This is a genomic window from Synergistes jonesii, assembly GCF_000712295.1.
In the GTDB taxonomy this organism is placed as follows: Bacteria; Synergistota; Synergistia; order Synergistales; family Synergistaceae; genus Synergistes; species Synergistes jonesii.
This window is the reverse complement of sequence record NZ_JMKI01000036.1, coordinates 120672-145831: the sequence shown is the minus strand read 5'-3', so window position 1 is coordinate 145831 and position 25160 is coordinate 120672. Positions and strand designations below refer to the sequence as shown.

The window sequence follows — 25160 nt, the reverse complement described above, 5'->3', positions numbered from 1 at the left end:
CGTTTATAAACCAAATAAATTATCAGTGTACATTAATTAAGCTGTGGAGGGTATTGCCATGAAGTATACGATTAACGAAGCCCAGTGCTTGGGCTGCAAGAGGTGCGTAAAGACCTGCCCCGACGTCTTCCAGATGGACGGCGAAAAGGCAAAGGTAGTCAAAGCAGAGAGCAATTCCGAAAAGGCCCAGATGGCTTTTGAGGACTGCCCCGCCGGAGCTATCAGGCAGGCGTAACAAAAACTGAAAACGCCACCGCCGCACGCAAACCAAACCCTGCCTACTCCAGCCGTGCGGCGGCGGCTTTGATATGAAAAACAGACCCTTGTGCCCGAAGCGGCACAGGCAGGAGGTATTTAAGATGAAATTAACCTGTTCAGTGGCGCCGAAGGACGTGTTCAAGACAATCGAAAGCGTCATGCTCCGCGACGGCTTCGACATCGTTATAGACATGGAAAAATCAAAGGGCAGCCACATCATTGACGCCGACACAGGCAAAAACTGGCTCGATTTCTACACGTTCTTCGCGTCCGCGCCGTTCGGAATGAACCACCCTAAGCTCGACACCCCCGAATTCAAGGAGAAAGTATTCCGCTCCGCGATCAACAAGGTCGCGAACTCCGACATCTACACGGAGGACATGGCGGAATTCGTGAAGACGTTCCATGAGATAGCGATGCCGGAGGGCTTCGAGCACCTGTTCCTCATCGACTACGGCACGCTTGCAGTAGAGAATTGCTTCAAGATCGCGATGGACTGGAAAGTCCAGAAGCTCATCAAAAAGGGTAAAATAACGCTTGGCGGGGCGTTCAGCGGCCGCAAAGGTACGAAAATAATTCACTTCAATGAAGCGTTCCACGGACGCTCCGGCTACACGCTTTCCGTGACGAACACCCACGACCCGAACAAACACCAGCGCTATGCTAAGTTTACGGACTGGCCGCGGGTGATCAATCCCAAAATATTCTTCCCGCCCGAAGAGCATCTTGAGGAGACCGAATGGCTCGAAGCGCAGTCAATTAAGCAGATTAAGAATGCAATCGCAAACGACCCCGACGGACACTGCGCGATAATAATCGAGACGATACAGGGCGAAGGCGGAGACAACCATTTCCGCACCGAGTTCTTCCAACAGCTGCGCAACATCTGTGATGAGAGCGAAATAATGCTCATCTTCGACGAAGTCCAGTGCGGCATGGGCATCACCGGCAAGATGTGGGCGTGGCAGCATCATTTCCCGGTAAAGCCGGATCTCTTCGCGTTTGCGAAGAAGGCGCAGGTCTGCGGCGTGGTTGCGGGTCCGCGCGTAGATGAAAACGAGCAGAACTGCTTCAACGTTTCGAGCCGCATCAACTCCACCTGGGGTGGCAACCTCGTTGACATGGTACGCGCGCAGCGTTACCTTGAAATATACCGCGACGACAACATCCTTGATTACGTGTCGAACACGGCGGGGCCTGCGCTTATGAAGGGGCTGCAGAAACTTCAGGCAGAGTTCCCGGAATTCATCAGCAATGTCCGCGGCAAAGGACTGATGTGCGCATACGACATAAAGACCGGCGAACTGCGCGACAAGTTCCTTGCTGAATGCCGCAATGAGGGAATGCTTATTCTCGGCTGCGGCGCGAAGACCGTCCGCTTCCGTCCGGCACTCAATGTTCCGGTGTCAGACATCGAGCATGGCATCGAAATATCGCGTTCTGCGGCAAAGAAAGTATTTCTGTCGTAGCAGGTTACGTATAATTCTACAACCGGGGCCCCAGTATATTCGGGGCCTCCTTTTTTTAAGGAGGTGCAAACTTCATGTTCAACACAATAGAGGAAGCTGTTTCCGATATAAAAAAAGGCAAAATGGTTATAGTTGTCGATGACGAGAGCAGGGAAAACGAAGGTGATCTAGTTATGGCTGCGGACAAGTGCCGCGCTGAAGATCTGAACTACATGATCACAAAAGCAAAAGGGCTCGTATGCGTACCAGTGTCACGTGAACAGGCAGACAATCTTGCACTTGTACCGATGACGTCAGAGAACACAGAGGCACAGGGCACGGCTTTTTCTGTTTCAGTAGACAAGCTCGTCGGGACCACAACCGGAATATCTGCCGCCGAACGTGCTAAGACGGCACGTGCGCTGGCAAATCCGGATTCAAAGCCGGCAGACTTCAGGCGCCCGGGGCACATATTTCCGCTCATCGCACGTCCGGGCGGAGTGCTTCAGCGTGCTGGCCACACCGAGGCCGCTGTCGATCTCGCCAGAATTGCCGGTCTCAATCCGGCCGGTACTATATGTGAGATCATACAAAGCGACGGCACGATGGCCCGTCTGCCGCAGCTCACAGAATTCGCAGAACGCGAAGGCTTGAAGATAATTTCCGTCGAAGAGCTCATACACTGGCGCGCGTTACGCGAAAACTTTGTTAAGGAAGAGGCATCAGCCCGGCTGTCTACAAGATGGGGCAGTTTTGAGTGCCGGGCGTATACCGATCCTTACGGCCCTGATCCTTCTTTGGTGTATATCGCGCTCATAAAGGGCGATATCTCAGGTCCCGAACCGGTGCTTACCCGTGTTCACTCAGAATGCTTTACGGGCAACCTGCTTGGGTCGCTTGACTGCGACTGCTGCGACAAACTCCACGAGGCAATGATAATGATAGAAAAGGAAGGCAGGGGTATTCTGGTATACATCAGGCGCGGATTAGGACGCGATGAAATCCTTGCCAACCTTAAAGCAGCCGGAAACGGAGAGCACGGTTCCGGTGCAAACACTTCAAGCGCAATGCGTGAATACGGGACGGGCGCACAGATACTCTCAAGGCTTGGTGTGCATAAGATGCGCTTAATCACAAATACTCCAGCAAAGATAAAAGGACTCGCGGGCTGGGGGCTTGAAATAACGGAGCACGTGCCCCTGCTTACTCATCCCATTGCCGATGTGGCATTCTCAGCAGCGCTTCATTCAGCGTAAAGAAAGCGCCTGTGGTGCAAATTCCGTTCGCCGAACGCTAATAAGATATAAATCATAACCACCGGCTCAGCCGGTGTTATGATTCTGACAAAAATCCCGCGCCTCTTTCTCTGGGAGGCGCGGGATAACGTTTTGTTTTGACCGGCACAAGGCGGGTGAGTTAAATATTTTTCGGTTACAAGTTTTCTTTTTGCGACATACAGAGGAAAGCAAGCGCTACAATCGTGACAGCAAGGCCAAGCAGCATGAAGAACGTCGGAAGCTCGTGGAATATGAGCATTCCGAATACAGACGCCGCTATAGGCTCGCCGCCGGCTGCCAGTATCGAGCACTTGCCGGACTCGCCGTGCTTAAGCGCAAATGTGAAAAGAATATAAGGGAGTACTGACGTGCATAGTGAAAACAGCAGCAGAAAAAGGCAGTGTCTCGCGGGCGCAGCTGCTGCGTAATCCTTGATCTGCCCCCAGTTTGTTAGAGGCGCCAGTACAATAGATATCAGAAGGAAACTGTAAAAGATTATTGTGAACGTGTGATAGCCCTTCTCAGTTGCAAACTTTGAGAAAATATTGTAAAGGGCATAGAAGAACGCAGCTACGAGCCCGATTAAAATCCCGGCCGCAGACCATTTAATACCGGCGGTCTCTTCAAAAATGCCGCTTACGAATACACAGCCCAATATGGCAAGGGCCATGCATACAACTTTTCTGACGGTTATCTTTTCGTGGAACAAAATCGCAGCCAGCGCGACGACAAAGACAGGGTTCAGGTTCAGCAGCACCGCCGCCAGCGAAAGCGTCAGCCGGTTTATCGCCTCGTTGTAGCAGAAATTCAGTGCAAGCATGCCCACCAGACCACTGCCTACAAAATAAAACAGGTCGCCGGCCCTTTTTATCTTGAACAGCTTCCTGTCATATGCAAGTATGACGAGGAATACCACGGCCGCAGCTCCAACGAATCTTGCAGCGAGGACGCCTATGCGGTCTACACCGAACGCTGAAAGTTCACGAACAAATATACCGTTAGATCCCCACATGATGCCGCAAATAACAGGCAGCAGCAATATCAGGTTCTTCATTGCAAAGTTCTCCCTTCTTAAATTTAAATGCAGACGTGAAAACCGGGCAGCCGTACCTGGTTTTGCACGCGTTGGTTATGTGAATCTTGCTTCTTGTGCCGTTATTCTTATTGTTGCAGAAAACTGTACGCAGTGCTTGCAAAATCTTCCCAAAGATTTGCAAAAAATATTCATGGAACTTAAACTGCAATGACACAGCTCCTGTGTGCAAAAATCCCTGCTCATGTGTTGAGCGGGGATTGATGATTTTTACAGCGGTCCTGGAGTTGTTTGCTGTTTATGACGAAAATCGGTTGGCGAAATGCCGTACTTCTTCTTGAAACTCTTGCAGAAATAACCGTTGTTGTCGAAACCGGTAACCTGTGCTACAGCAGTTATAGTATCGTTAGTGGACACAAGGAGTTCTCTCGCTCTGCACAGTCTTAGACCATTCAGATACCGGACAGGAGTTGTGTGTAAGCCTGCTTTGAAATACCGCGTGGCGCTTGAGGCACTGACACCTGCTGCCGCGGCTATGTCTTTAAGTTCTATTTCGCAATCGTGATAATTCTCTCTGATGTACTCCAGCATGATATGCAGTCGGGCCCTTTCTATCTTGGTTGCTGACGGAGACGGAGTTTTTGTATTGTCAGCAAGCATACCCTTCGCGAATTTAATGAAAGTCTCCCACATTACCATCACGGAAATGTTAATGTTCAGCTCTCTTTCCGTGTCTGTTTCAGACTCCGCGTTGAGGCAGACTGCAGCAATAAGCCCACGCAGGCCGGCCTGCTCCTCGTTGCCGCCGTTTATGACAATGTACTCCCTGGCAGTTTCAATAACAGGTTGAACATATTTTGTAAATATAGCCGAATCCCGCGTCGCAAGAAACTCTGGCGAAAATATTATCTGTCTGCACACGCCGCTGTCCAGCGCTGTGAAACTGTGGATGACGCCGCTGTTTATGAACAATGCATCTCCTGATTGTAACTCAATTTTTTCACTGCCTATCCTGCAGATAACCGTACCCGACTCCACAAGAGAAAATTCAAACTCGTCATGCCAATGCCAATTAATGCTTTTGTCTTTGTACTCCGTTAAATCGTCGACAAAATACGCAAAATGGAAAAATTGTCCGCCATACGGAAGTTGGGAACGCAACGACTCGTCCGTAGGCAGTTCCATTATTTTCATAAGCGCTCACCCCTCCTCGATACCGCCTCTTCTAAAACACCTTATTTTGGCCGCTTGACAGTCATCCATATAGCCGTACCATAAGCAGTATTGTTGAACAGCTGAAACATTCATTGTTTATATTCGCAGGGATTTGAATTAGTATATCAAAAAATCAGACTTTTTGCAAATAACATAATATGGTTGCAATACATAGTTTATGATTTGGAAAAATTTTACATGTTCATTGAAATTTTTTGCAAGATTTATGTAGTTATAGCTGAGATAATAAACACGTAAGAATTTTTAAATGACGCTTTGCGGTTTAGAAGCACGCGCGTAAGCGCTGTTTTTAATGGCCTGTTGCCTTTTTTAAGGAGGAGGACAAAATGTTTGACGTAATAGGAAAACCCACGCAGCTTATTACGGGTAAGGACAAAGTCACTGGATCGGCAGTCTTTGTGCGTGATATAGTGCTGCCGCATATGCTCTATGCAAGAACTCTGTTAAGCCCCTATGCTCACGCAAGAATCATCAGTATAGACACGTCAGAAGCAATGAAAGTTCCCGGCGTCATAGACGTTATCACAGGCAAGGATATTCCGGGCAACGAGCGTGCCATAGGAAGCGGCGGCGATATGGCTGTCCTCACAACAGATAGAGTAAGGTACATAGGCGACGAAATAGCAGCCGTTATTGCCGTTGACGAAAAAACGGCAGAAGAAGGCGTTGCGAAAATCAAAGTCGAATATGAACAGCTGCCGGTTTACAGCACAATCGAAAGCGGACTTAATCCGGAAGTCCCGATTCACCCGCAACTGGACGACCTCTATGTTGTAACGGGAGATGTGGAAAAAGGCTTAAAAGAAGCTGACTATGTGCTTGAAGACACCTATACCACGCCTACTATCGAGCACTGCCCCTCCGATACCGACAGCGTTGTTGCATCATTTGACGGTTCCACGTTCACTGTATATACGAATACACAGGTTCCGTACTGGGACAGAATGATGATGGCCCGCATTTTCCATATACCTCAGAGCAAAGTGCGGATCATCGTGCCCTGCAACGGATCTCCCGCCGGCGGGAGAAACGTTTACCGCCTCGTTTACATCGGCGCGGCCTGCGCCTGGAAAGTCCGCCGCCCAGTTAAAATGGTTCGCAACAGGGAAGAGCAGTTTGCCGCAACCGCAATTCGCGACAGCTATAAGTTCAATGTCCGGTTCGGAATAAAAAAGGACGGGACGCTGACGGCAATGGACTGCTACACATACTGCGACTCCGGCGGTTATATAGGCTGGGCCTATGCGCTGGGGCAGGCACAGGGACACCTGTTCTCTTCACTCTACAAATGCCCTAATATAAAGTACGCTTTCCGTCCCGTCTTCACCAATAACAACTGGAGCACGCCAATGCGCAGCTTCGGCAATGAAGAGATAAATTTTGCCATCGAGTCCTCTATGGACCAGCTGGCTAAAATGATCCACATGGATCCTGTGGAACTCAGGCTCAAGAACGCCGTTGAAGCAAACTACAAGACTCCTATCGGCTGGCAGATTCAGGGCTGCGGCCTGAAGGAATGCATAGAAAAGGCGAACGAGCTCATACACAAGGACTTTGAGCCGAGCGATGATCCAAACATTGTAAAGAGCATCGGCCTGGCCTGCGGCGTCCATTGGACAGGCTGGCGCGTAGGTTTTAACAGTTTCATATGGCGTACAGGCTACGGCTCGCCGGAAGCTCTTTACGCTGACAAACCGGATTCGCCGTACATCACATTGGTTGACGGGAAGCCGCAGTGGCGCAAGGGATTCTGGGATGAAGCAGCAATTGACAATGACCGTTCTTCGTGCCTGCTGATAGTAAATGAAGAAGGCTCTGTCGTGCTGCACGTTTCGGACCCTGACCTTGGGCAGGGAACTTACACAGTAATGGCCATGATTGCAGCCGAGATACTGGGCATACAGGTCAGCGACATCAAGGTCATAGGGGCGGACACGGACAGCGGCATTTTCGGTTTCGGAACATATTCAAGCCGCACGACATTCGTTGCCGGCAGGGCCGTTATGGACGCAGCGTACAAAGCAAGAGCCGCGCTGGCAGGCATCGCATCTGAAGTGCTGGGCGAAAAGCCGGAAAATCTCTGTTTCCGCAAAGGAAATGTATTCTCAAAGACAGATCCGGAAAAGACCATGAAGCTTGCTGACGCAGCATTCAGAGGCTATGCCACGCGCGACGCAGTGCTTCTGACATTCAAAGGCCAGTACGACCCGGGCTCGATAGTCCCTGACAAAGAAGGAAAGGGCTCCATCGCAGAGGCGTATCCGTTCCTGGCGCAGGCAGTTGAGGTAGAAGTCGATAAGGAAACGGGTGAAGTCCGTGTAGTGAGGGTTGTTTCATGTCATGACTCCGGACGGATAATAAACCCGAGCCAGGCAGTGGGCCAGGTGCAGGGAGCGCTTGTGATGGGACTCAGCCTGGCAACTTCCGAATCCCTTATAAGAAAAGACGGCAGGTGCATCAATCCTAACTTCACAAATTATCATGTTATGTCAATGGACAAAGTGCCGGGTGTTACCGTCAGGTTTGTGGAACAGATAGAGCCTAACGGACCTTTCGGCGCAAAGGGACTCGGGGAGCCTGCTGTTGTATGTATGCCGGGTGCTATTGCAAATGCAATAGAGAACGCTGTCGGAGTCAGGATTAAAGACCTTCCTATCACGCCGTCAAGAGTACTTGGTGCGATTGTAAGACAACAGGCCGACAAAAATGCCGAAAAGGAGGCGTTGTAAATGAGCTTTAAATATCTGGCACCTTCTTCGCTTGAAGAAGTTTTTGAGGCATTAAAACAGAACAAGGGCGCTAAGCTCTACGCGGGCGGGTCGGATGTCCTGCTGCAGCTCCGGGCTCATACAATTGAACCTGATTGCCTCGTCAGCCTCGCAAAAGTCGAAGGACTCGATTTTATCAGAGTGTCTGAAGACGGGGCAAGGATAGGCTCAATGACTACGCTTCGGGCAGTAGAAGATACAAAGATTATCAAGGACAATTTCACGACACTCTCTGAAGCAGCGAGGAATGTAGCAAGCCAGAAACTGCGGAATAGGGCGACGATCGGCGGCAACCTCTGTCAGAAAGTCAAGTGCCCGTACTTCAATCAGTCTCACATCAACCTGTTCATGAGACAGTCTCTTGAACCCTGTTTTAAACGCGGCGGTAAAGTGTGTCACGCTGTTCGTTACGGAGATGATCTGTTGCATACGATAACTGGCAAAAGCTACTGCAAAGCTCCTTTGCCGTCCGATATGGCAATGGCTCTCTGCGCTCTGGGAGCTTCCGTGGTTCTGCAGTCACCGGCCGGCTCCATAGAAATTATGGTAAAGGACTTTTACAGGGTTGATGCGGAACCGCAGATAAAATCAGATATGGTCCTGACCGAAATAAAGATTCCGGGCCGCAGGCACTTCAGCGCTTATAAAACATATAAACCCGGCCCCGGCGTTTTCGCATTAGTCAGCGCATCCGCGGATGTTGTCCCGGCTGAGGACGGCCGTGCCTGCGCGAAAGCTCAGATATGTCTTGGCGGTGTTGCGCAGACGCCTTATATGGCAGAGGAATCTGTAAGATTTCTGGAAGGCGGTGTGATGTCGCCCGAACGTATAGAAGCTGCGTCCAAGATGTTGTTCAAAGACGTGAATATCACGAACGATGACGTACTGTTCAAGGTGGCAAAAGCACGTGATCTGTTCCGCAAGGCAGTTGCACTTGCATGGAATCGGACTCTTGAGGGGGCTAAATCATGAATAATGTTAATAACAACCTTCAGATAACGCTGGTGGTCAATGGGCTGAAGCAGGCTTTTGTCGTAGCGCCCGATGAGCTGCTTGTCGATACGTTAAGAGACAAGGGCGGCTACACAAGCGTAAAACGCGGCTGTGATAACGGCGAATGCGGCTGCTGCACTGTAATAATGGATAAAAAGGCTGTACCGTCATGCATGGTCCTGGCTGTTGAAGCTGATGGTTCCAAAATCACCACGGTTGAAGGGCTTGCACAAGGCGACAAATTAGACCCTGTCCAGCAGGCGTTTCTTGACAAAGCGGCTGTTCAGTGCGGCTTTTGCACTCCTGGAATGATACTCACTGCAAAAGCGCTTCTCGATGAAAACCCTTCTCCTACTGACGATGAAATCATAGAAGCTCTCGAAAACAACTACTGCCGCTGCACAGGATTCAAGAGCGTTATGAATGCTGTAAAGTCGCTTTGCGAGAAAGATTCTGCTGCGGGCTAGGAGATCTGAAACAGCTATGACAGTACTTATCCGAGGCGCAGGAGACCTTGCGAGCGGAATCGCCGCCCGACTGAAAAACTGCGGATTCGGTGTTATTATGACCGACCTGTCAAACCCAACGTCTATTCGAAGGGCAGTTTCATTTTCCGAGGCGATTGTTCATGGGGAAACAGTTGTAGAAGGCATAACAGCGCGTTTTGCAGGTAGTGTCCGCGAGGCAATGGCAGAATTGAAACGCGGATACATAGCGGTTCTTGCCGATTCAGAATGTGGATGTCTTGACGAGCTGTGCCCGGAGGTACTGGTCGACGCTATCATGGCAAAACGCAACACAGGAACTAAAATAACCGACGCGCCCATTGTCATCGGTGTGGGGCCCGGCTTTGCGGCTGGTCTGGACTGTGGTGCCGTCGTTGAGACTATGCGCGGACACGCGATGGGGCGCGCCATATATAAAGGCTGTGCTACTCCTAATACAAATATACCTGGCTTGATTGGCGGGTTTGCGGGCGAGCGTGTACTGCGCGCTCCTTATGATGGGATTTTCCATGCAACTGCGGAAATAGGAGATTATGTGAAAGCAGGCGACATTGTTGGTTATGTTGAATGCCATCCGATGTGCTGCACTATAAGCGGTGTATTACGCGGTCTTATAGCTGACGGAACGCCGGTCAGGATCGGTATGAAATCCGGAGACGTAGATCCGCGCGGTAAAGTGGAATATTGCCGCAAGATTTCAGACAAGGCACTCGCCGTAGCCGGAGGTGTGCTCGAAGCAATATTCCACATTAGAATGCTGAATCGAAATGGTTCGGTACGGCCCGAAATTATTCCAGCCGATTGCATAAGGGCTTAAAAATGATACAGATAGAAGAAATGACGGTTGATCAATCTCTTCAGTCAACACAATGTTATGGAACACCCACGTTTCGTTTCGCGAGTTTTTTTGACGATACAAGTGACAGCCGGGGTAAAATTATTACCTGGCACTGGCACAGGGAATTCCAGTTCTCTATGGCAGTTTCCGGCAACACGGACTACAACATTGATGACGAACATATTTTGCTCGATTCCGGAGATGTTTTATTCATAAATGCGAATACCATCCACAGATATATTGTGAAGAGCGGCGTTTTGAAAAGCGTTATGTTTCCGGAGGAATTCATTGCTCCTGCAGATTCTGCCATCTGTCAAAAATATGTTGAGCCGGTTTCTTCGTCAGATATAAAATATTTCATCTTCAAAGCAAGTGACTATGGCTCGCGACGTATTTGCGGTTCCCTCGCAGGGCTTTTCCGTCGTGAACAGGACAAAAGTTTTATGCGTGAACAGTACATTTACAGCTCAGCATTAAACTTATGGAGTCAGTTTTTCAGTGCGGTATATGACAAACTCACTGCAGATGTCAGCAAAGTAAAGCCGAACAGGCTTATGCATGACCGTATGCAGAAAATGCTTCAGTATATATACCGCGAATATTCGAAACCAATCGGACTTTCAGACATTGCAAGAGCGGCAAATATCAGTAAGAGCGAAGCGTTGCGCTGCTTTTACAAAAGCATACATAATTCGCCGCAGCGGTATCTTACCGAGTACCGTCTCGAAAGAGCAAAAGTCCTCCTGTCGCAAAGTCCGGAAAAAGTCGCGGATATAGCTTGGAAGACAGGTTTTAATACAGCGCAGAATTTTTGCCGTGTATTTAAAAAGGCGAACGGTATATCACCGGGTGATTTTCGTAAGCACGTTCGTTTTACAGAGGCGGAATCGTTATAGAATTTATCTTTTATTTGAATATTTTATATTTATTTTAATTTTTCCACCTTCTCTTCACTATTTTCCACCTCACAGGCGCCGTTACAAAGGAACGGTGCTTCTTCAGATAAAATTAAAAAGAATTTATAAATATATTTTTGTAAAATATCGAACTTTTATGCAAACGTTTATGTTGATGATGGGTATATACCGTACATCACGAGAGGGCAATATCGCAACGGTTGTGTCAAGAATTCTGCGCACATTTTTTTCAGAGCCTAAATTGCCTGTGCTGATATGCTGGTGTCAGTTTGAACCGTTAAGCCACTTCGCCTTCGCCTCCTTTCAGAAGTTCCTCCATGTATCTGGCGGCGCCCCATTTGCCGGCCATCGTGTGGCACAGGCGGGCCGCTATCAGTATAATTGCAGATCCCGTATCCGGGAAACTGTGCACAACTCTCGTGCGCCTGCGGATTTCTTTGTTGAGACGCTCAAGAAGGTTGTTGGTGCGTATGTGTTGCCAGTGCTCCGGCGGAAATTTATAGTAGCTGAATGTTTCCTCAGCTTTCGCTTTCAACGATCTTTGCCGCCTGCGGTAGTTTCATTTCACGCAGCTTCTTTACTACCATGGACGCTTTATCTTTCGCGCTTTCCATGCTCTCCTGCGTATGGAGTGTCTTGGCCAGGCACATAGTTTCAGATATTTTATGCCGCGGTACGGTCTTCATTATGTCTTCTGTAAAAATGCACCGTGCAACGCTGCCATTCCGCTTCGGGGCAGAAGTCCGGTATGATTTCCACAAGCCCGAGGCCATTGTCTGAGATGAAGAGCTTCATTCCTGTCAGCTCGCGCTCTTTCAGACTGCGCAGGAAACATGACCAGCTGTCCTTATCTTCTTTGGCGCCTTCAGCTATCCCTATGACTTCCCTGTAGCCGTATTCATTGACTCCAAGCGCAACCAATACCGACACGTTCTTCACGTCGCCGTCCTAACTGTGTTTGAGCCAGATCCCGTCAAGATAGACGTACGGGCCAATTGCCGCACGTGAATTTTCTTGTTCGCCACTCATCTATGCGCGAGTATATCTTCTTGTTGAGGTTGCTGACAGACTGCGGGCTCACCCTAGTCCCCCAAAGTGCTTGCGTTATATCCTCAACACGCCTTACCGATACGCTTAGCTATGTACATTTTCTATAAGTGATTCCTCAACAGATACTCTTCGCTGCGCCTGTAGCGCTCTATTATTGCAGTCTCGAACGGGATGCTGCGCAGACGCGGTATTTTCAGTTTCAGATCTCCGGCCACAACGTGCGGCGTCTTCGTGTAATGCCCTGCCCTGGCGCTCAGACGTTTCGGATATCTTTCGTACTTCGAAGCCTTGCAGAGTTCATCCGCTTTGGCGTCAAGCATCCCATTCAAGGTTTCCTCGACAACATCTTTCACCACCGTGTTCAGATATCCTTTTACCTTGCCCTCGTTGATGGTGATGATCTTTCCGCCTGCGGATGGATTTTTGCCGGCTGTTGTGTTATCTTTCATATCGCAGCCCTCCTCTTGCTGTCCTGTTTTTTGTTGTCGCAGACAAAACATATCAGCTCGGAGAACTGTTTGCAACTTCCGACGTTGTTGCATAACGGCGTTATTTAACCGTTTGCCCAGCCCGCTTCATATTCAGGCTCTTTTTCATGCTGCTTGCACGTCCGCGGAAAATATCCCTTACACAAATGTGCGCATAAAATTATACGGTATCTTTTAGCTGCGGTCAGTTTTTTCTCCGCAACATACTGTTCCTGCTTTAGTTTTTCCAGTTTTTCGTTTGGCATGAGGTGATTCCTTTCTTGGTTTGGGGGAAAAGAAAAGACCGCTGACTTGTGCGCACTGGACGCAGTCAACGGTCTGGTTTTCAGTTTATGATTTTATGTCATGCGACTGGCGATAAAGTCACACATCAGGCAAACAGACTCATGCAGTTCTTCTTCTGTATAGTGTCGGTTTCTTTTGTTTTCTGGATGATGTATTTGGTGCCGTACATATTCGCTTAGAATTCTCTGTTCCTGGATTTCTTGTCCGTTGCGAAGTTTAATATACGGAAACGTTGACTTGCCCTCTTTATATTCAGACAACCACTCTTGCTCTTCAATGAATCCATACAATTCATTGTGATATTCTTCCGTCACCTCGGAAAAGGCAAGATAATTAACTTCATTAAGAGACGGATACGGCAACTGTCCGCGACAGATGCGCTGAACATTTTCGGTTCCGTTCTCGTAAGAAATCAACCTCAAATTATCAAAGCCAAGTTCCTTTACAATACTTGCACTATGTGTAGTAATGATGATTTGCGTATTCTCTGCTTCTGAAAGCGTCAAAAAAGATCGAATCAGCTTTTTCTGATTTTCAGTATGCTGGGAGGTTTCCGGTTCTTCAATCGCATATATAATGCTTGGAGCATTGCGTTCCTGTAGGCGTCGCTCCGCTTCTGCTCGGAAGAAGTTCAACAGTACCAACCTTTTAACGCCACTGCCGCGTTTGTTTATAGGAATATCATTGTCGCCAGTAATAGACACACCTTTGAACACATCTGTCCACTTTAGACTTGTAGACGGCGGTATGACGGGGTTAAGGCTACTTGCAACTTCCGGACTCATTTCCCGCAATTTTTCAAGCGTTCGAGACGAAACCTCCCTGAGTTTTCGTTCTACTTCTTCTGCAACTGAATGTAAGGTCGCTGTCAAAGATTCATCAGCAAGAATTTCTTTTACCGCCTCTTTCAACGGGTCTTGCACTTCGCTATCTCCATCGGTATTTTTTCGATCTGCTTGAAACAAAGTGTATAGGGGCAAATATTTTTGTAGCTTGTCCCATATAGTCTTTGCATCATTTTTAGTAACATCAATATCCGTCGTTGCTAACTGTAAGTCGTCTGAAAAATGTTCCCAAATAGCCTTACGCATTACTGCATTTCGCGTTTGGTCTGCACACTCGATCGACTGAGAACTAATAAGTTTCTGGAGTTCGCTATTTTTTTTCAAGAGCAAATCAGAACAATTCGGGCTCGTGGGATGATATGCGTGAATAAAGACTTTTGCGCTTCCTGCATTGGGATATTTCTTCACAATCTCAAGCTGGTGATTTTCATTGAGCAAGTATTCGCTCTCAAGAGTCGTTTCATTTGTCGCATCAATAACTACATTGTCCGGCAATTCTTCAAAGCATACAGCAATAGAAATCTCATTGTTTCCGTTCTCACTTTCAGTTTTGTTGGTATCGTCTTTGTCGAGCTTAATACAGCCTTTTCCGTCATTGAAGAAAATGTCAAGAGCTTCTAACACGCTTGATTTTCCGACATCATTTTTCCCAACAAAAGCAGTGAGATTCTCAAACTCTATGGTCACCGCACTTGAGTATCGACGAAAATTTTTAATTGTTAAAGATTTTATCCGCATTGTTCTTTTCCCCTCCGATTATTGTTCAAATTTGCTGATAGCAAGCCGTTGCCTGCCCGTGTGCTGCACTATTTAATCTTCCTTTTCCCCGTTCGGCTCCACTTCCTCAATTTCTCTGAACTCCACAGTTCCAAGTCCGAAGAATTTCTCAAAGAACATTTTCAGCTTTTCGATAATCGTCTGCTTCTTCTGGGCTCTGTCTCCTCCAAAGCGGGAAATCGGCGGCATCAGTTTGTCTATATCCGTTCCTGTCGTCTTGACCGAACCGTCGCGGAAAGCTCTTTCCATGAAGCGGCGTGTTTCGTAGTCTTTCAGGCGTTCTTCTTTGATTATGGCGGCAAGCTGCCGTTCCCTTTCTTCAGCGACGAAGATGCGCCAGTCCAGCATAACATCCGACACATCGTTTATACCGGCGATAAAGGTCTCTATCAGTTCCTTCTTGCTGCGTAGCTCTGGGCTGGCGTCCACAGCTTTCTGAATGGTGATAAGGACTTCCTTATCATCACAGTGTGAGTCATGGTACTTTTTGACGAGCATCAGGATATAGTCGATGTTGATCTCAATCTGCTTGATGAGTTCAATCTCGAAAACGATGTCGTCGGTAATGTCCTCTTTTTCTCCGCCCGGCTTACGGTTTTTCCATTCGTCACGAAGGTCTTGATATCTGCCGAGATAATCTTGAAGGTCTCTTTCGGTCAGAATTTCATTCCCAGCGAAATCGTCAAAGGATATCAGCAGATTTCGCATACGCAGGATTGCGCCGAACAGTACGATAAACTCTCTCTGCCGCTGTTCTCCCGTTATGCGCTCCTCGGAAAGCGGAAACTCTGTCGTCAGGTCTTTGATCATATCGGCATAGCCGGGGTGAGTCCTTCCATCCTTGTCCTCGTAGCCAAAGTAATAATCCTTATAACCACGCATCAGCACTATGCCGTCCGCTTCCTTATCTCCGAAAAGCGAGATGGCGTCATCGGTCCGCTTTTGAAGGTTACGGAAGCAAACGATGTTTCCAAACACCTTGATGGAATTAAGAATGCGGTTCGTGCGGGAATAGGCTTGAATCAGCCCGTGCATTTTTAAGTTTTTGTCCACCCACAATGTGTTGAGCGTGGTTGCGTCAAATCCCGTCAGGAACATATTGACCACGATCAGCAGGTCAAGCTCCTTGTTCTTCATCCGTAGGGAAACGTCTTTATAATAATTCTGGAACTTATCGCCGTCCGTTGAGTAGTTGGTGCGGAACAGCGCATTGTAGTCCGCAATAGCGGTTTCCAGAAAGTCACGGGAGCTTTGGTCGAGTGCAGAGGTGTCCGCCGGGTTTTCCTCGTCAAGGATACCGTCCGTTTCTTCCTCGTTTGCGCCGTAGCTGTAAATGACTGCCACCTTGAGCTTGCGCTGCGGATTTTCCTCCATCTGGCGCTTGAACTCCGAATAGTACAGCTTGGCTGCGTCTACGGAGGACACGGCAAAGATCGAGTTGAAGCCTCTGACTCGCTGCTTCTTCTTGATCTCCTCAATCTGTGCTCTGCCTCTGACAGATACAACCTCGGCAATATTCTGCAAAACATTGAAGGTATAGGTCTTATCCCCACGATAGGTCTTTTGGTCAAAGTGCGTCAGGATATAGTCCGTGACCAGGCGGATACGCTCAGGAGCGAGAAACGCCTTTTCCCGGTTGATGTCCCACACTTCCTTGTCATCAATGTCCGGCTCCGCGTCCATCGTCTTGATGTAGTCCACACGGAACGGCAGCACGTTCTTATCATTGATAGCGTCCACGATGGTATAGGTGTGGAGCTGATCGCCGAACGCCTGCTCTGTGGTACGGAGCGTCGGATTCTTACCAACTCCCGCATTGACCGCAAAGATCGGCGTTCCGGTAAAGCCGAACAGGTGGTACTTTTTGAAATACTTGGCGATTGCCTGATGCATATCCCCGAACTGGCTACGGTGGCACTCGTCAAAGATAATGACTACCCGCTTATCAAAGACAGTATGCCCGGCATTCTTCTTGATGAAGGTAGCAAGCTTCTGGATGGTCGTGATGATGATCTTTGCGTTGTCATCTTCGAGCTGCCGCTTCAAAATAGCGGTAGACGTGTTGCTGTTGGCGGCGCCCTTTTCAAAGCGGTCGTATTCCTTTATCGTCTGATAGTCGAGGTCTTTGCGGTCTACAACGAATAGAACCTTATCGATATAGTCCAGTCGGGAGGCAAGCCGCGCCGTTTTGAACGAAGTCAACGTCTTACCGCTTCCTGTTGTATGCCAAACATAGCCGCCGCCCGCAACGGAGCCGTATCTTTTATAATTGTTGGCAATCTCGATGCGGTTGAGAATGCGCTCGGTAGCGACAATCTGATAGGGACGCATGACCATCAGCATGTTTTCGGCCGTGAACACACAGTAGCGGGTCAGAATGTTCAAGATAGTGTGCTTACAGAAGAACGTCTTTGTAAAGTCTATGAGATCGGGAACGATGCGGTTATTCGCATCTGCCCAGAAAGAGGTAAACTCGAAGCTGTTGCTGGTTTTCGCCTTTTTGATCTTCTGCGCTCCTGCGTCCCTGATGTGGTTGAAGCGGGTCGCGTTGGAATAGTACTTGGTGTTCGTACCGTTGGAAATCACGAATATCTGCACAAACTCATATAGCCCGCTGGATGCCCAAAAACTGTCACGCTGATAGCGGTCAATCTGATTGAATGCTTCACGAATTGGCACGCCACGACGTTTCAGTTCAATATGAATCAGCGGCAGCCCATTAACAAGCACAGTCACATCATAGCGGTTATCGTGGGCAGCGCCCTCATCAGCAGAGACAGCGTATTGATTGATGACTTGAAGAACGTTGTTGTGGATGCACTTTTTATCAATCAGCAGGATATTCTTGCTCTCGCCGTTGTCCTGCCGCAACACCTGAACATAGTCTTCCTGTATCAGGCGGGTCTTTTCGACAATGTCAGCGTTGGCGTTTGCAAGCACCTCGTTCCAAAACCGCTTCCATTCCTCATCGGAGAAGCGATAATCGTTCAGCTTTTCGAGCTGCTTGCGCAGATTGCCGATAAGGTCGGCTTCCTTGTGGATTGTCAGGTATTCGTAGCCAAGCTCACAAAGCAGGCGTATGAACTCATTCTCCAAATCCGCCTCGCTCTGGTAAGCCTCCGAACGCTTCGCCTGCGGCTTATATTCCGTTACGACTGTGCTTTCGCTGCTTTGAGCAACGATGTTAAAATAGCTCACGGGCTGCCTCCTCTCGTGTTACTCATTCAGGTTATTCTGCCGGTTCAAATGCCAGTAGCTTGTCCCTGTAATACTCGTATTGTTTCTGTCTTGCTTCGATCTCTGCGGGAAGACCGGAGGATAGGTCTGTACATAGAGCATCGAAGCGGTCAAGGATGGAAACAATACGTTCTTGTTCACTTATAGCGGGAATCGGCACGCACAATTGTTTCAGTGCACCCATATCCACACTGTTAAAATTACCTTGGAATAGATGTCCTTTACACCATTCATCCACTTTGTAAAAATAGTAGTTCATGAATCGCATATCGATCATATCAGCGAAAGCGGCTTTGGGCGTAAAGAATGAAAACCTTTGATTTCCAAGACACTCGACTGTAATCAAAGCATGTTCGCCGATGGTTGCGGAAGTGGAAAGTGCAATCGAATTTACAGGAATCTTCTTTCCGCCCTTTATGGCAACTTCGGTGACTTTTTGTAATGCGCTTGAAAGGATGTGACCGTTCATGCGAATATCCTCCATGCGGAACCAATCCACCGTCCCATCTGTCCAATATTCAGGATTAGCCTTTGATGGTGTGTAACCGTTCCGAATATCAAAAATCTTTTCAAGCGGCAACAAAACATATCCAAAAACATATTGACACAGCCGGATCAGCGCGCTATCCTTGTCTGTCTGTCTGTCTGTCTGTCTGTCTGTCTGTCTGTCTGTCTGTGAAGACTGTCCTGCCACCCTCTGCGAATGTCAAGAGCTGATCCCGATAGAATTCATATTGCTTTTTTCGGGCTTCAATCTCCGCAGGAAGGCCGATTTTCAGATCGGAGCAGATAGCGTCGAAGTTGTCGAGAACATTGGCATATCGCTCCTGAACATCAAGCGGCGGCAGCGGAATAGTTATCTGCTCAATGGACGGGACATTGGAATGAACGACCTTGCTTTTCACCTTACCCTTGCTTTTTTGTTCTCTTGCTACTTTTGTTGCAAGAACATGGGCCAGATATCTTGGATTCTGTTTATGCTTTAACACCACAATATCGCCACCAGCAAGACACTTTTCATGACCAACATAGGCAACCGATTTTGCAATATCCGCGACGTTTTCACCTGTAATTGCAAACAGAATATCGCCGTGTTCAAAATATTTTGGGCTTGGAACATATTCAAGCTTGGTGTGAGATATACATTCGTCAAACCAAGTATTGTAGGTAGTATATATTTCTCCATAATGAACGCACGGAATACCGTCAACTGTAACCTGATCGCGTTTGATACCCGAACCTCTGTAAATATTCGTGGCAACATCTTTCAATGCAACCATAGGAATATTATCTTTCGACTTTAACAGTTCATCACGATAGTATTCATACTGCTTTCTTCTCGCTGTAAGCTCCGCTGTAAGCTCTACTGTAAGTTCCGTGAAATTGTCAAGAATCTTGACAATTTCACGTTGCACAGGAAGAGGGGGAACAGGGATACTAATGGCCTTGATATCCGGCACACTCGAATGAACAACTTTGCTTTTGACCTTTCCTTTGCTCTTTTGTTTTTGTGCGTCTACGGTTGAAAGAGCATATGCCATATATTTCGGGTCTTCATTATGCTTTAGCACTACAATGTCACCGCCAGCTAAGCAGTTATCATGACCGATATAAGCACAACACTTTGCAATATCTTCAACGCTTTCTCCAGTGATTGCAAAGAGAATATCACCATGTCCAAAGTATTTCTTGCTTGTCAGCAAGTCCTCATCTGTACTGGATATGCACTTCTCAAACCAAATTCCATAGGTGGTGTAAATTTCTCCATAGCGGACACAGGGCGTACCTGTTTCACGCACTTGGTCTCTGGTAATACCGGAACCACGAAAAATGTCTGTCGCGATCTCCCCGAGCGTTTTATATTCCACCCCATTCGGGCAAAGCTCATGAATCAATTCATCCAGTTTGCTCACTTGTTCTCACCATCCTTCTCGGTTTCCGCTTCGGTCGTTGCAGGCAAACTTGGCGTTGTTTCCCCAAGAAGCATTCGATCAAAGTCGCTTTGATAAAGCCGATCCTGTCGGACGCGGTATTTTTCAAACTCGCTCAGAGCGTGCTGTTCGGCGATTTTAGCAGAAATGCTCCCGGCATTGGTCAGGATTTCCTTTTTGCTCAGTCTAAGAACCCCCTCAAACTGTTCTGCCCAATCTTCCATTGTCATAGGCACTTCTTCTTCGGCTCTCAGTTCTGCCAAATCTAAATAGGCGTTGACGATTCTCGCCATTGCGGAAAGCTCTTCCTGTGTCAGATAATTCTTTGCGATCACCACGTCGAATTTCTGGATTTTGCCGTCGGGCGCATCCTTCCAAGCGGTCAGCCCCATGTGGTCTTTGCTGCTGTCGGCACGGCGATAAATGGTCTCCGCCGCCGTTTCGCCGTGGATTGCCCAATGGAGTTGATTTTGCACCCGCGCAAAAAACAGCCTTGTTGTTTCCGCTTTGGCGTCATAATCAATGCTGATGGCATAAATGTCGGTAATCTTTTGATAAAACCGACGTTCCGAAAGGCGAATTTCACGGATGCGTTCCAACTGTTCCCTGAAATAGTCTTTCGTCAGAACAGTGCCGCCGTTTTTCAGGCGTTCATCATCCATCGCAAAGCCTTTCACAGTAAACTCTTCGATGATATGGTTAGCCCATTTTCTGAACTGCACCGCACGAGGGGAATCCACTTTGTTGCCCACGGCAATGATGGCGCTCAGATTATAATGATTGGTGTTGTAGCTTTTGCCGTCCGCAGCAGTTATTCGAAATTTTCGAATAACTGAGCTTTCGTCGATTTCTCCGTCAGCAAAAATCTTTTTCAAGTGATAGTTGATCGTGTGAGTTTCCACATTATACAAAAGCCCCATCATCTTTTGCGTCAACCACACATTTTCATCAAAGTACACCGCATTTACATCACTTTCTCCGGTAGCAGTAATAAAAGTAAGATATTCCGCAGCGGAGGAACGGACGATGCTGATTTCACGCTTCTCTTTTTTCATCTTTCCGCCTCAATTTCTGCAATAATCTTCGCAATTTCGTCACGGAGAACCTGCTCACGGGCAACGATTTCCTCAATTTCGGCATTGAGCTTCGCAATGTCGATTTTCTCTCTGGTGTCCTCGGCTTCAACGTAGGTGGAAACGGAAAGGTTGTAGTTGTTCTGCTTGCCGCCGACTTCTTCGTTCGGTACAAGACGGGAGAAATACTGTTCGTCCTTGCGCCCGGCAACGGCGGACACGATGCGCTGAATGTTCGCTTCGGAAAGTCGGTTGTTCTTTGTGACCTTGACAAACTCGCCGGAAGCGTCCACAAACAGCACAGCGTTATCCGTCTTGTTCTTCCTCAAAAGCATGATGTCAACAGAGATCGTGACATTGAGAAACAGGTTGGGCGGGAGCTGAATGATGGCGTCCACATAGTTGTTGTCCACCAGATATTTACGAATTTTCTGCTCCGCCCCGCTGCGGTACATAATGCCGGGGAAGCAGACGATAGCCGCCGCACCGTTGGAAGCCAGCCACGACAGGCTGTGCATAATAAACGCCATATCACCTTTAGAAGCCGGGGCAAGCACTCCGGCAGGCGAAAAGCGCGGGTCGTTGATCAAGAGCGGATTTTTGTCGCCTTCCCACGGGACAGAAAATGGAGGATTCGAGACGATCAGCTCAAACGGCTGGTCGTCCCAGTGCTGCGGACTGAGCAGCGTGTCCTCACGCACAATGCTGAATTTGTCAAAATCGACATTGTGCAGGAACATATTGATGCGGCAAAGGTTGTAGGTGGTCAGGTCGATTTCCTGTCCGAAAAAGCCACGTTCGATATTGTCCTTGCCAAGCACCTTTTCCACTTTGAGCAGCAGCGAACCGGAACCGCAGGCGGGATCATAGACCTTGTTAATACGGCTTTTCCCAATTGTACCGAGACGAGCAAGCAGCTCCGAAACATCGGAAGGTGTAAAATACTGACCGCCTTTTTTGCCCGCATTGGCGGCATACATACCCATCAAATATTCATAAGCGTCGCCAAACAAGTCAGCGTTAGTGCCGTTTGCAGAGAACAGCGGCATTGTCGCAACACCGTTCAAAAGCTCGACAAGCACTTTATTACGCTTTGCAACAGTTTCACCGATTGCTTTGCTATTGACATCAAAGTCATCAAACAGACCGGCAAAGTCGTTTTCAGCGTCTCCGCTTGCTGCACTGCTTTCAATATGTTTGAATACACGCTCCAGCGTTTCATTCAGGTTTTCGTCCTTGTCCGCACGGGCGAGAACGTTGCAGAACAATTCAGACGGCAGGATAAAGAACCCCTTTTCCTGAATCAATCCCTCTCGGGCAGGTTCTGCGTCTGCGTCAGACATTCTTGCATAATCAAAATCCTTGTTTCCGGCCGCCCGCTCGCCTGCGTTGATATAGGCGGCAAAGTTCTCCGAAATATAGCGGTAGAACATCGTGCCGAGAACATAGGACTTGAAATCCCATTCCGCGACATGACCTGCATGAACAAGGTCGGTTGCAATTTTATAAATACGACGGAACAGCTCTTCCCGTTCCTGATCTTTTCTCATATCAGCCATTGTTTCAATGCCCCTTTTCCTCCGGTATGAACTCCAGAATATCATCCACGCCACAGTCAAGGACATAACAAATTTTTTCGATGCTGTCTAATGCCACATAGCGGTCACGCTTTAATCTGGTTATGATGTTTGCGCTGAAGCCGCCTTTTTCCATCAGCTCGGCGTTGGTTATACCTTTATCAATCATCAGATGAAACAGCTTTTTATAGCTTACTGCCATGATTCGCCATCCTTTTCGTGTTCGACGTAGGTTTATTATGTCACTCAGACGTGAAAAAATCAACATATATGCAGAAATATTGGATTGTATAATTTTCATTAAGCTCTCATTCCCTCGCAGTCTGAGGCAAGGCAATCTTTGTGATTTTTGAAAAAAGCGGCAGGAAATTCACAAGGAAATACCTGTCGCTTCGGTTGCAATAAGGAATTGTTTGGTCAGGACTTGACAAATCAACAGTAAATCAATTCTGCTTTGATGATTTCCTCTGCTCGGCTGCGGACAGAGTTCATGGATTGCACCCAGAGCATTTGGTTGTCGGATTTCCTCTGCTCGGTTATACCCTTGGTATGCTAGCATATTTGGAATCTACGCCCGCGCCTCGGCGGTCTTGCGTTTGACCTCGTCGGGGTCCGCGAGGGAGGCTTCTTCAAAAGCGTCCGCATGATCCGAGCGTTAACATAGCATGAGGGGAATTATTCATCAACTATTATTTTGCACTGGCGTTTTTGTGGTTTATAACCACGAGCGCGAGCGAAGACAAGCCTGGCGAAGAGTTTGTGCCCGTAAGCGGCGCTTTTCGCCGCGGGCGTATCGATGAAATTAGAGATAGGCCCTCCTGCTTTGTCAAAACGTTTTCATTCGCGCGACTGTATCGGTGCGACGAGGCTGACCGTCGTGCCCTTCTTCGGCGTGGAAACGATTTTCATCTCTCCGTTTACGGAGCGCAGCCTTTCCCTGATGCTGAAGAGCCCCATGCCGCTGTTTGATTTTCTGTTGTTTTTTGACGGCGTGAAGCCCTTCCCGTCATCTTCGACGATTATCTGAACGTTTTTCGCCCCCCAGCGGATGATCACAAGCACGCCCGTGGCCTCGGCGTGCTTCACGACGTTGACGAGCAGCTCGTGCGTCATCTGGTAAAGCAGTATTTTCGTATCTTCGTCAAGGTTCGTTTCTTTCCCCTCGCATTTAAACGCGCATTTGATGCCGTGCGTGATCTGCAAATTGTCGCACCTGGCCTCAAGGGCGGCGGAAAGCCCGACTTCGTAAAGGATAGGCGGGCTTATGTCAAACGTAAAAGAGCGCGTTTCCTGAAGCAGGCGCTCCATCTTCTCAACGACGGCCGCCACTTTCATCTTCTGTTCCGCATCGCGCTGTTCCTCATACAAAGTGCGCAGCGAATGCAGCATGCCCACCATCGAATAGCCTATGCTGTCATGCAGCTTTGCGGCTATCGTCCTTCTTGTCTTTTCCTCCGCGAGAGTGAGCCCCGCCGTCAGCTTGCGCAGCAGTTTTTCTTTTTTTTTCAGCTGCACGGCGACCTTGCGCCACGTATTCATGTTTCGGAATATCATAACGACCCAGTCGGGGATCGGGGAAAATATAAAGAGCTGGTAATAGCCTGGCGCGACGCTGCTTTCCGCTTCAAAAAAACCTGATTTCGCGTCGTCGCCGAACTCTTCTCCATAGCCGGTGTTCCCCGTTTCCGCCACCCTTATCATCACCCCGCCCCAGTCCGTCGTATCCTCCTTCCAGACCGAGCTGTAAAGCTTTCCTATGAGGCTTTCGCGCTTCGTATTGTTTAATTTTTCATAAGCGTCGTTGACCCTCACGTATACGAGGTCTTTCTGTCCGTCCTCCCTCTCCGTGACGCGGCAGATGGCCATGGGGTCCGCTATGTTCTGGAAAATCGCGTCGAGAATCAGCTGGCGTTCGCCGTTACCTATCAAAGTTCATCAAACCCTCCCTCATAGCGTAGCGCGTCAGCTCGTTCAGGTTCTCGCAGCCGAGCTTCTGCTTCAGATTGCGCCGATGGACGTCCACCGTGTTCCTGCTTATGCACAGCTCCGCGCTTATTTCTTTGGCGCTTTTGCCGTCGGAGATCAGGGAGAGTATCTCTTTTTCGCGCGCCGACAGCACCTCCAATTTCTCCTGCGCGCCAGGCAGCGCTAGCTTCTGTATATAGTCGCGTATCAGAAGGGTGACGACGCCCGGGCTTAAGTACATCAGACCCGAAAGCACTACGTCTATGGCCGCGACGAGCTCCGCCGGCTCCGACTCCTTAAGCGCGTAGCCGTCCGCCCCCGCTTTAAGGACTTCGATTATCATCCTTCTGTCGAGGTGCATCGAAAGGATGAGGATTTTTACCGCCGGCATTTCATGTTTTACGGCACGCGTCACCTCTATCCCGTTTATCTCTGGCATCGTTATGTCGAGGATGACCAGGTCCGGCTTGACGGCCCTTATCGCTTCAAGCGCCTCCCTGCCGCTGTAGGCTCTTTCCGCGACCTCCACCGTCTTGCTGTCGGAAAGGATTCCGCTTATCCCTTCAAGAAAAATTTTATGATCGTCAACTAAAACGATCTTCTTCTTCATTTTTGCAATCCCTCTCACCAATAAAAACTTTTATCCTTAGCCGCTGCG

General features: G+C 48.5%; 20 protein-coding genes and 1 pseudogene. 8 read left to right on the top strand and 13 right to left on the bottom strand.

Annotated elements, in window-relative coordinates; genetic code table 11:
- The first annotated feature begins 58 nt into the window (after nt 1–58).
- The 3 genes from EH55_RS13870 (at nt 59) to ribB (ending at nt 2962) form a co-directional block, all read left to right on the top strand.
- Nucleotides 59–235: a ferredoxin gene (locus tag EH55_RS13870; RefSeq protein WP_081839513.1), complete on the top strand. Its 177-nt coding sequence runs from the start codon at nt 59–61 to the stop codon at nt 233–235.
- Nucleotides 236–359: 124 nt separating this feature from the next.
- The gene (gene lat, locus EH55_RS08650; protein WP_037976773.1) at nt 360–1727 is read left to right on the top strand and encodes an L-lysine 6-transaminase; all 1368 of its coding nucleotides are present in this window, start codon (nt 360–362) and stop codon (nt 1725–1727) included.
- Nucleotides 1728–1801: 74 nt separating this feature from the next.
- On the top strand, nt 1802–2962 hold the full coding sequence (gene ribB, locus EH55_RS08645; protein WP_051682773.1) for a 3,4-dihydroxy-2-butanone-4-phosphate synthase: 1161 nt from the start codon (nt 1802–1804) through the stop codon (nt 2960–2962).
- A gap of 175 nt (nt 2963–3137) precedes the next feature.
- On the opposite strand, the gene EH55_RS08640 is transcribed toward ribB, so the two are convergent.
- Both EH55_RS08640 and EH55_RS08635 read right to left on the bottom strand, forming a co-directional pair.
- Nucleotides 3138–4037 (bottom strand): DMT family transporter, encoded by a 900-nt coding sequence (locus EH55_RS08640; RefSeq protein WP_037976771.1) that lies wholly within the window; start codon nt 4035–4037, stop codon nt 3138–3140.
- Nucleotides 4038–4286: 249 nt separating this feature from the next.
- A complete protein-coding gene (locus tag EH55_RS08635) occupies nt 4287–5210 on the bottom strand; it encodes an AraC family transcriptional regulator (RefSeq protein ID WP_037976768.1) in 924 nt (307 codons plus the stop codon).
- Between the two features lie 368 nt (nt 5211–5578).
- Between EH55_RS08635 and EH55_RS08630 the strand changes: the two genes are divergently transcribed.
- Genes EH55_RS08630 through EH55_RS13515 form a run of 5 tightly spaced genes read left to right on the top strand, consistent with a single transcriptional unit; the run spans nt 5579 to nt 11253 of the window.
- Nucleotides 5579–7981 (top strand): xanthine dehydrogenase family protein molybdopterin-binding subunit, encoded by a 2403-nt coding sequence (locus EH55_RS08630; protein WP_037976766.1) that lies wholly within the window; start codon nt 5579–5581, stop codon nt 7979–7981.
- A complete protein-coding gene (locus EH55_RS08625) occupies nt 7982–8992 on the top strand; it encodes an FAD binding domain-containing protein (RefSeq protein WP_037976764.1) in 1011 nt (336 codons plus the stop codon).
- The gene (locus EH55_RS08620) at nt 8989–9480 is read left to right on the top strand and encodes a (2Fe-2S)-binding protein (protein WP_037976763.1); all 492 of its coding nucleotides are present in this window, start codon (nt 8989–8991) and stop codon (nt 9478–9480) included. The genes EH55_RS08625 and EH55_RS08620 overlap by 4 nt, the downstream gene beginning before the upstream one ends.
- Before the next feature lie 16 nt (nt 9481–9496).
- Nucleotides 9497–10336: a selenium-dependent molybdenum cofactor biosynthesis protein YqeB gene (gene yqeB, locus EH55_RS08615; RefSeq protein WP_051682772.1), complete on the top strand. Its 840-nt coding sequence runs from the start codon at nt 9497–9499 to the stop codon at nt 10334–10336.
- Between the two features lie 2 nt (nt 10337–10338).
- Nucleotides 10339–11253 carry an AraC family transcriptional regulator gene (locus tag EH55_RS13515; protein WP_051682771.1) on the top strand — a complete coding sequence of 305 codons (915 nt, stop codon included), beginning with the start codon at nt 10339–10341 and terminating at the stop codon, nt 11251–11253.
- Nucleotides 11254–11551: 298 nt separating this feature from the next.
- Here the strand turns inward: EH55_RS13515 and EH55_RS08605 are convergent.
- The 11 genes and pseudogenes from EH55_RS08605 to EH55_RS08560 all read right to left on the bottom strand — a co-directional run bounded on the left by EH55_RS08605 (nt 11552) and on the right by EH55_RS08560 (nt 25112).
- Nucleotides 11552–12773, bottom strand: a pseudogene (locus EH55_RS08605) (IS256 family transposase).
- A 377-nt stretch (nt 12774–13150) separates the two neighbouring features.
- A complete protein-coding gene (locus EH55_RS08600; protein WP_037976761.1) occupies nt 13151–14680 on the bottom strand; it encodes an ATP-binding protein in 1530 nt (509 codons plus the stop codon).
- Nucleotides 14681–14752: 72 nt separating this feature from the next.
- The gene (locus tag EH55_RS08595) at nt 14753–17917 is read right to left on the bottom strand and encodes a type I restriction endonuclease subunit R (protein WP_037976759.1); all 3165 of its coding nucleotides are present in this window, start codon (nt 17915–17917) and stop codon (nt 14753–14755) included.
- A gap of 31 nt (nt 17918–17948) precedes the next feature.
- Complete coding sequence (locus EH55_RS08590) at nt 17949–18536, bottom strand: restriction endonuclease subunit S (RefSeq protein WP_201769360.1); 588 nt, start codon at nt 18534–18536, stop codon at nt 17949–17951.
- 43 nt (nt 18537–18579) lie between these two features.
- A complete protein-coding gene (locus EH55_RS08585) occupies nt 18580–19869 on the bottom strand; it encodes a restriction endonuclease subunit S (protein WP_037976755.1) in 1290 nt (429 codons plus the stop codon).
- Nucleotides 19866–20942, bottom strand: coding sequence for a virulence RhuM family protein (locus EH55_RS08580; RefSeq protein ID WP_051682770.1), 1077 nt, complete (start codon nt 20940–20942; stop codon nt 19866–19868). Before EH55_RS08580 ends, EH55_RS08585 begins: the two co-directional genes overlap by 4 nt.
- Nucleotides 20939–22519 (bottom strand): type I restriction-modification system subunit M, encoded by a 1581-nt coding sequence (locus tag EH55_RS08575; protein WP_037976752.1) that lies wholly within the window; start codon nt 22517–22519, stop codon nt 20939–20941. Before EH55_RS08575 ends, EH55_RS08580 begins: the two co-directional genes overlap by 4 nt.
- 4 nt (nt 22520–22523) lie before the next feature.
- Nucleotides 22524–22739: a helix-turn-helix domain-containing protein gene (locus EH55_RS08570; protein ID WP_037976750.1), complete on the bottom strand. Its 216-nt coding sequence runs from the start codon at nt 22737–22739 to the stop codon at nt 22524–22526.
- A 230-nt stretch (nt 22740–22969) separates the two neighbouring features.
- Complete coding sequence (locus EH55_RS13865) at nt 22970–23077, bottom strand: TnpV protein (RefSeq protein WP_141730527.1); 108 nt, start codon at nt 23075–23077, stop codon at nt 22970–22972.
- 297 nt (nt 23078–23374) lie between these two features.
- Nucleotides 23375–24466, bottom strand: coding sequence for a sensor histidine kinase (locus EH55_RS08565; protein ID WP_051682769.1), 1092 nt, complete (start codon nt 24464–24466; stop codon nt 23375–23377).
- Entirely contained in the window at nt 24456–25112 is a 657-nt protein-coding gene (locus EH55_RS08560) for a response regulator (RefSeq protein WP_037976748.1), read from the bottom strand. Before EH55_RS08560 ends, EH55_RS08565 begins: the two co-directional genes overlap by 11 nt.
- Nucleotides 25113–25160 lie beyond the last annotated feature (48 nt).

Bases quoted from the DNA above. Each gene is read 5' to 3' on its own strand.
- yqeB (WP_051682772.1), top strand. From the start codon at position 9,497: ATGACAGTACTTATCCGAGGCGCAGGAGACCTTGCGAGCGGAATCGCC.
- EH55_RS08625 (WP_037976764.1), top strand. From the start codon at position 7,982: ATGAGCTTTAAATATCTGGCACCTTCTTCGCTTGAAGAAGTTTTTGAG.
- EH55_RS13515 (WP_051682771.1), top strand. From the start codon at position 10,339: ATGATACAGATAGAAGAAATGACGGTTGATCAATCTCTTCAGTCAACA.
- EH55_RS08635 (WP_037976768.1), bottom strand. From the start codon at position 5,210: ATGAAAATAATGGAACTGCCTACGGACGAGTCGTTGCGTTCCCAACTT.
- ribB (WP_051682773.1), top strand. From the start codon at position 1,802: ATGTTCAACACAATAGAGGAAGCTGTTTCCGATATAAAAAAAGGCAAA.
- EH55_RS08630 (WP_037976766.1), top strand. From the start codon at position 5,579: ATGTTTGACGTAATAGGAAAACCCACGCAGCTTATTACGGGTAAGGAC.
- EH55_RS08640 (WP_037976771.1), bottom strand. From the start codon at position 4,037: ATGAAGAACCTGATATTGCTGCTGCCTGTTATTTGCGGCATCATGTGG.
- lat (WP_037976773.1), top strand. From the start codon at position 360: ATGAAATTAACCTGTTCAGTGGCGCCGAAGGACGTGTTCAAGACAATC.
- EH55_RS13870 (WP_081839513.1), top strand. From the start codon at position 59: ATGAAGTATACGATTAACGAAGCCCAGTGCTTGGGCTGCAAGAGGTGC.
- EH55_RS08560 (WP_037976748.1), bottom strand. From the start codon at position 25,112: ATGAAGAAGAAGATCGTTTTAGTTGACGATCATAAAATTTTTCTTGAA.
- EH55_RS08600 (WP_037976761.1), bottom strand. From the start codon at position 14,680: ATGCGGATAAAATCTTTAACAATTAAAAATTTTCGTCGATACTCAAGT.
- EH55_RS08580 (WP_051682770.1), bottom strand. From the start codon at position 20,942: ATGAAAAAAGAGAAGCGTGAAATCAGCATCGTCCGTTCCTCCGCTGCG.
- EH55_RS08620 (WP_037976763.1), top strand. From the start codon at position 8,989: ATGAATAATGTTAATAACAACCTTCAGATAACGCTGGTGGTCAATGGG.
- EH55_RS08575 (WP_037976752.1), bottom strand. From the start codon at position 22,519: ATGGCTGATATGAGAAAAGATCAGGAACGGGAAGAGCTGTTCCGTCGT.
- EH55_RS08570 (WP_037976750.1), bottom strand. From the start codon at position 22,739: ATGGCAGTAAGCTATAAAAAGCTGTTTCATCTGATGATTGATAAAGGT.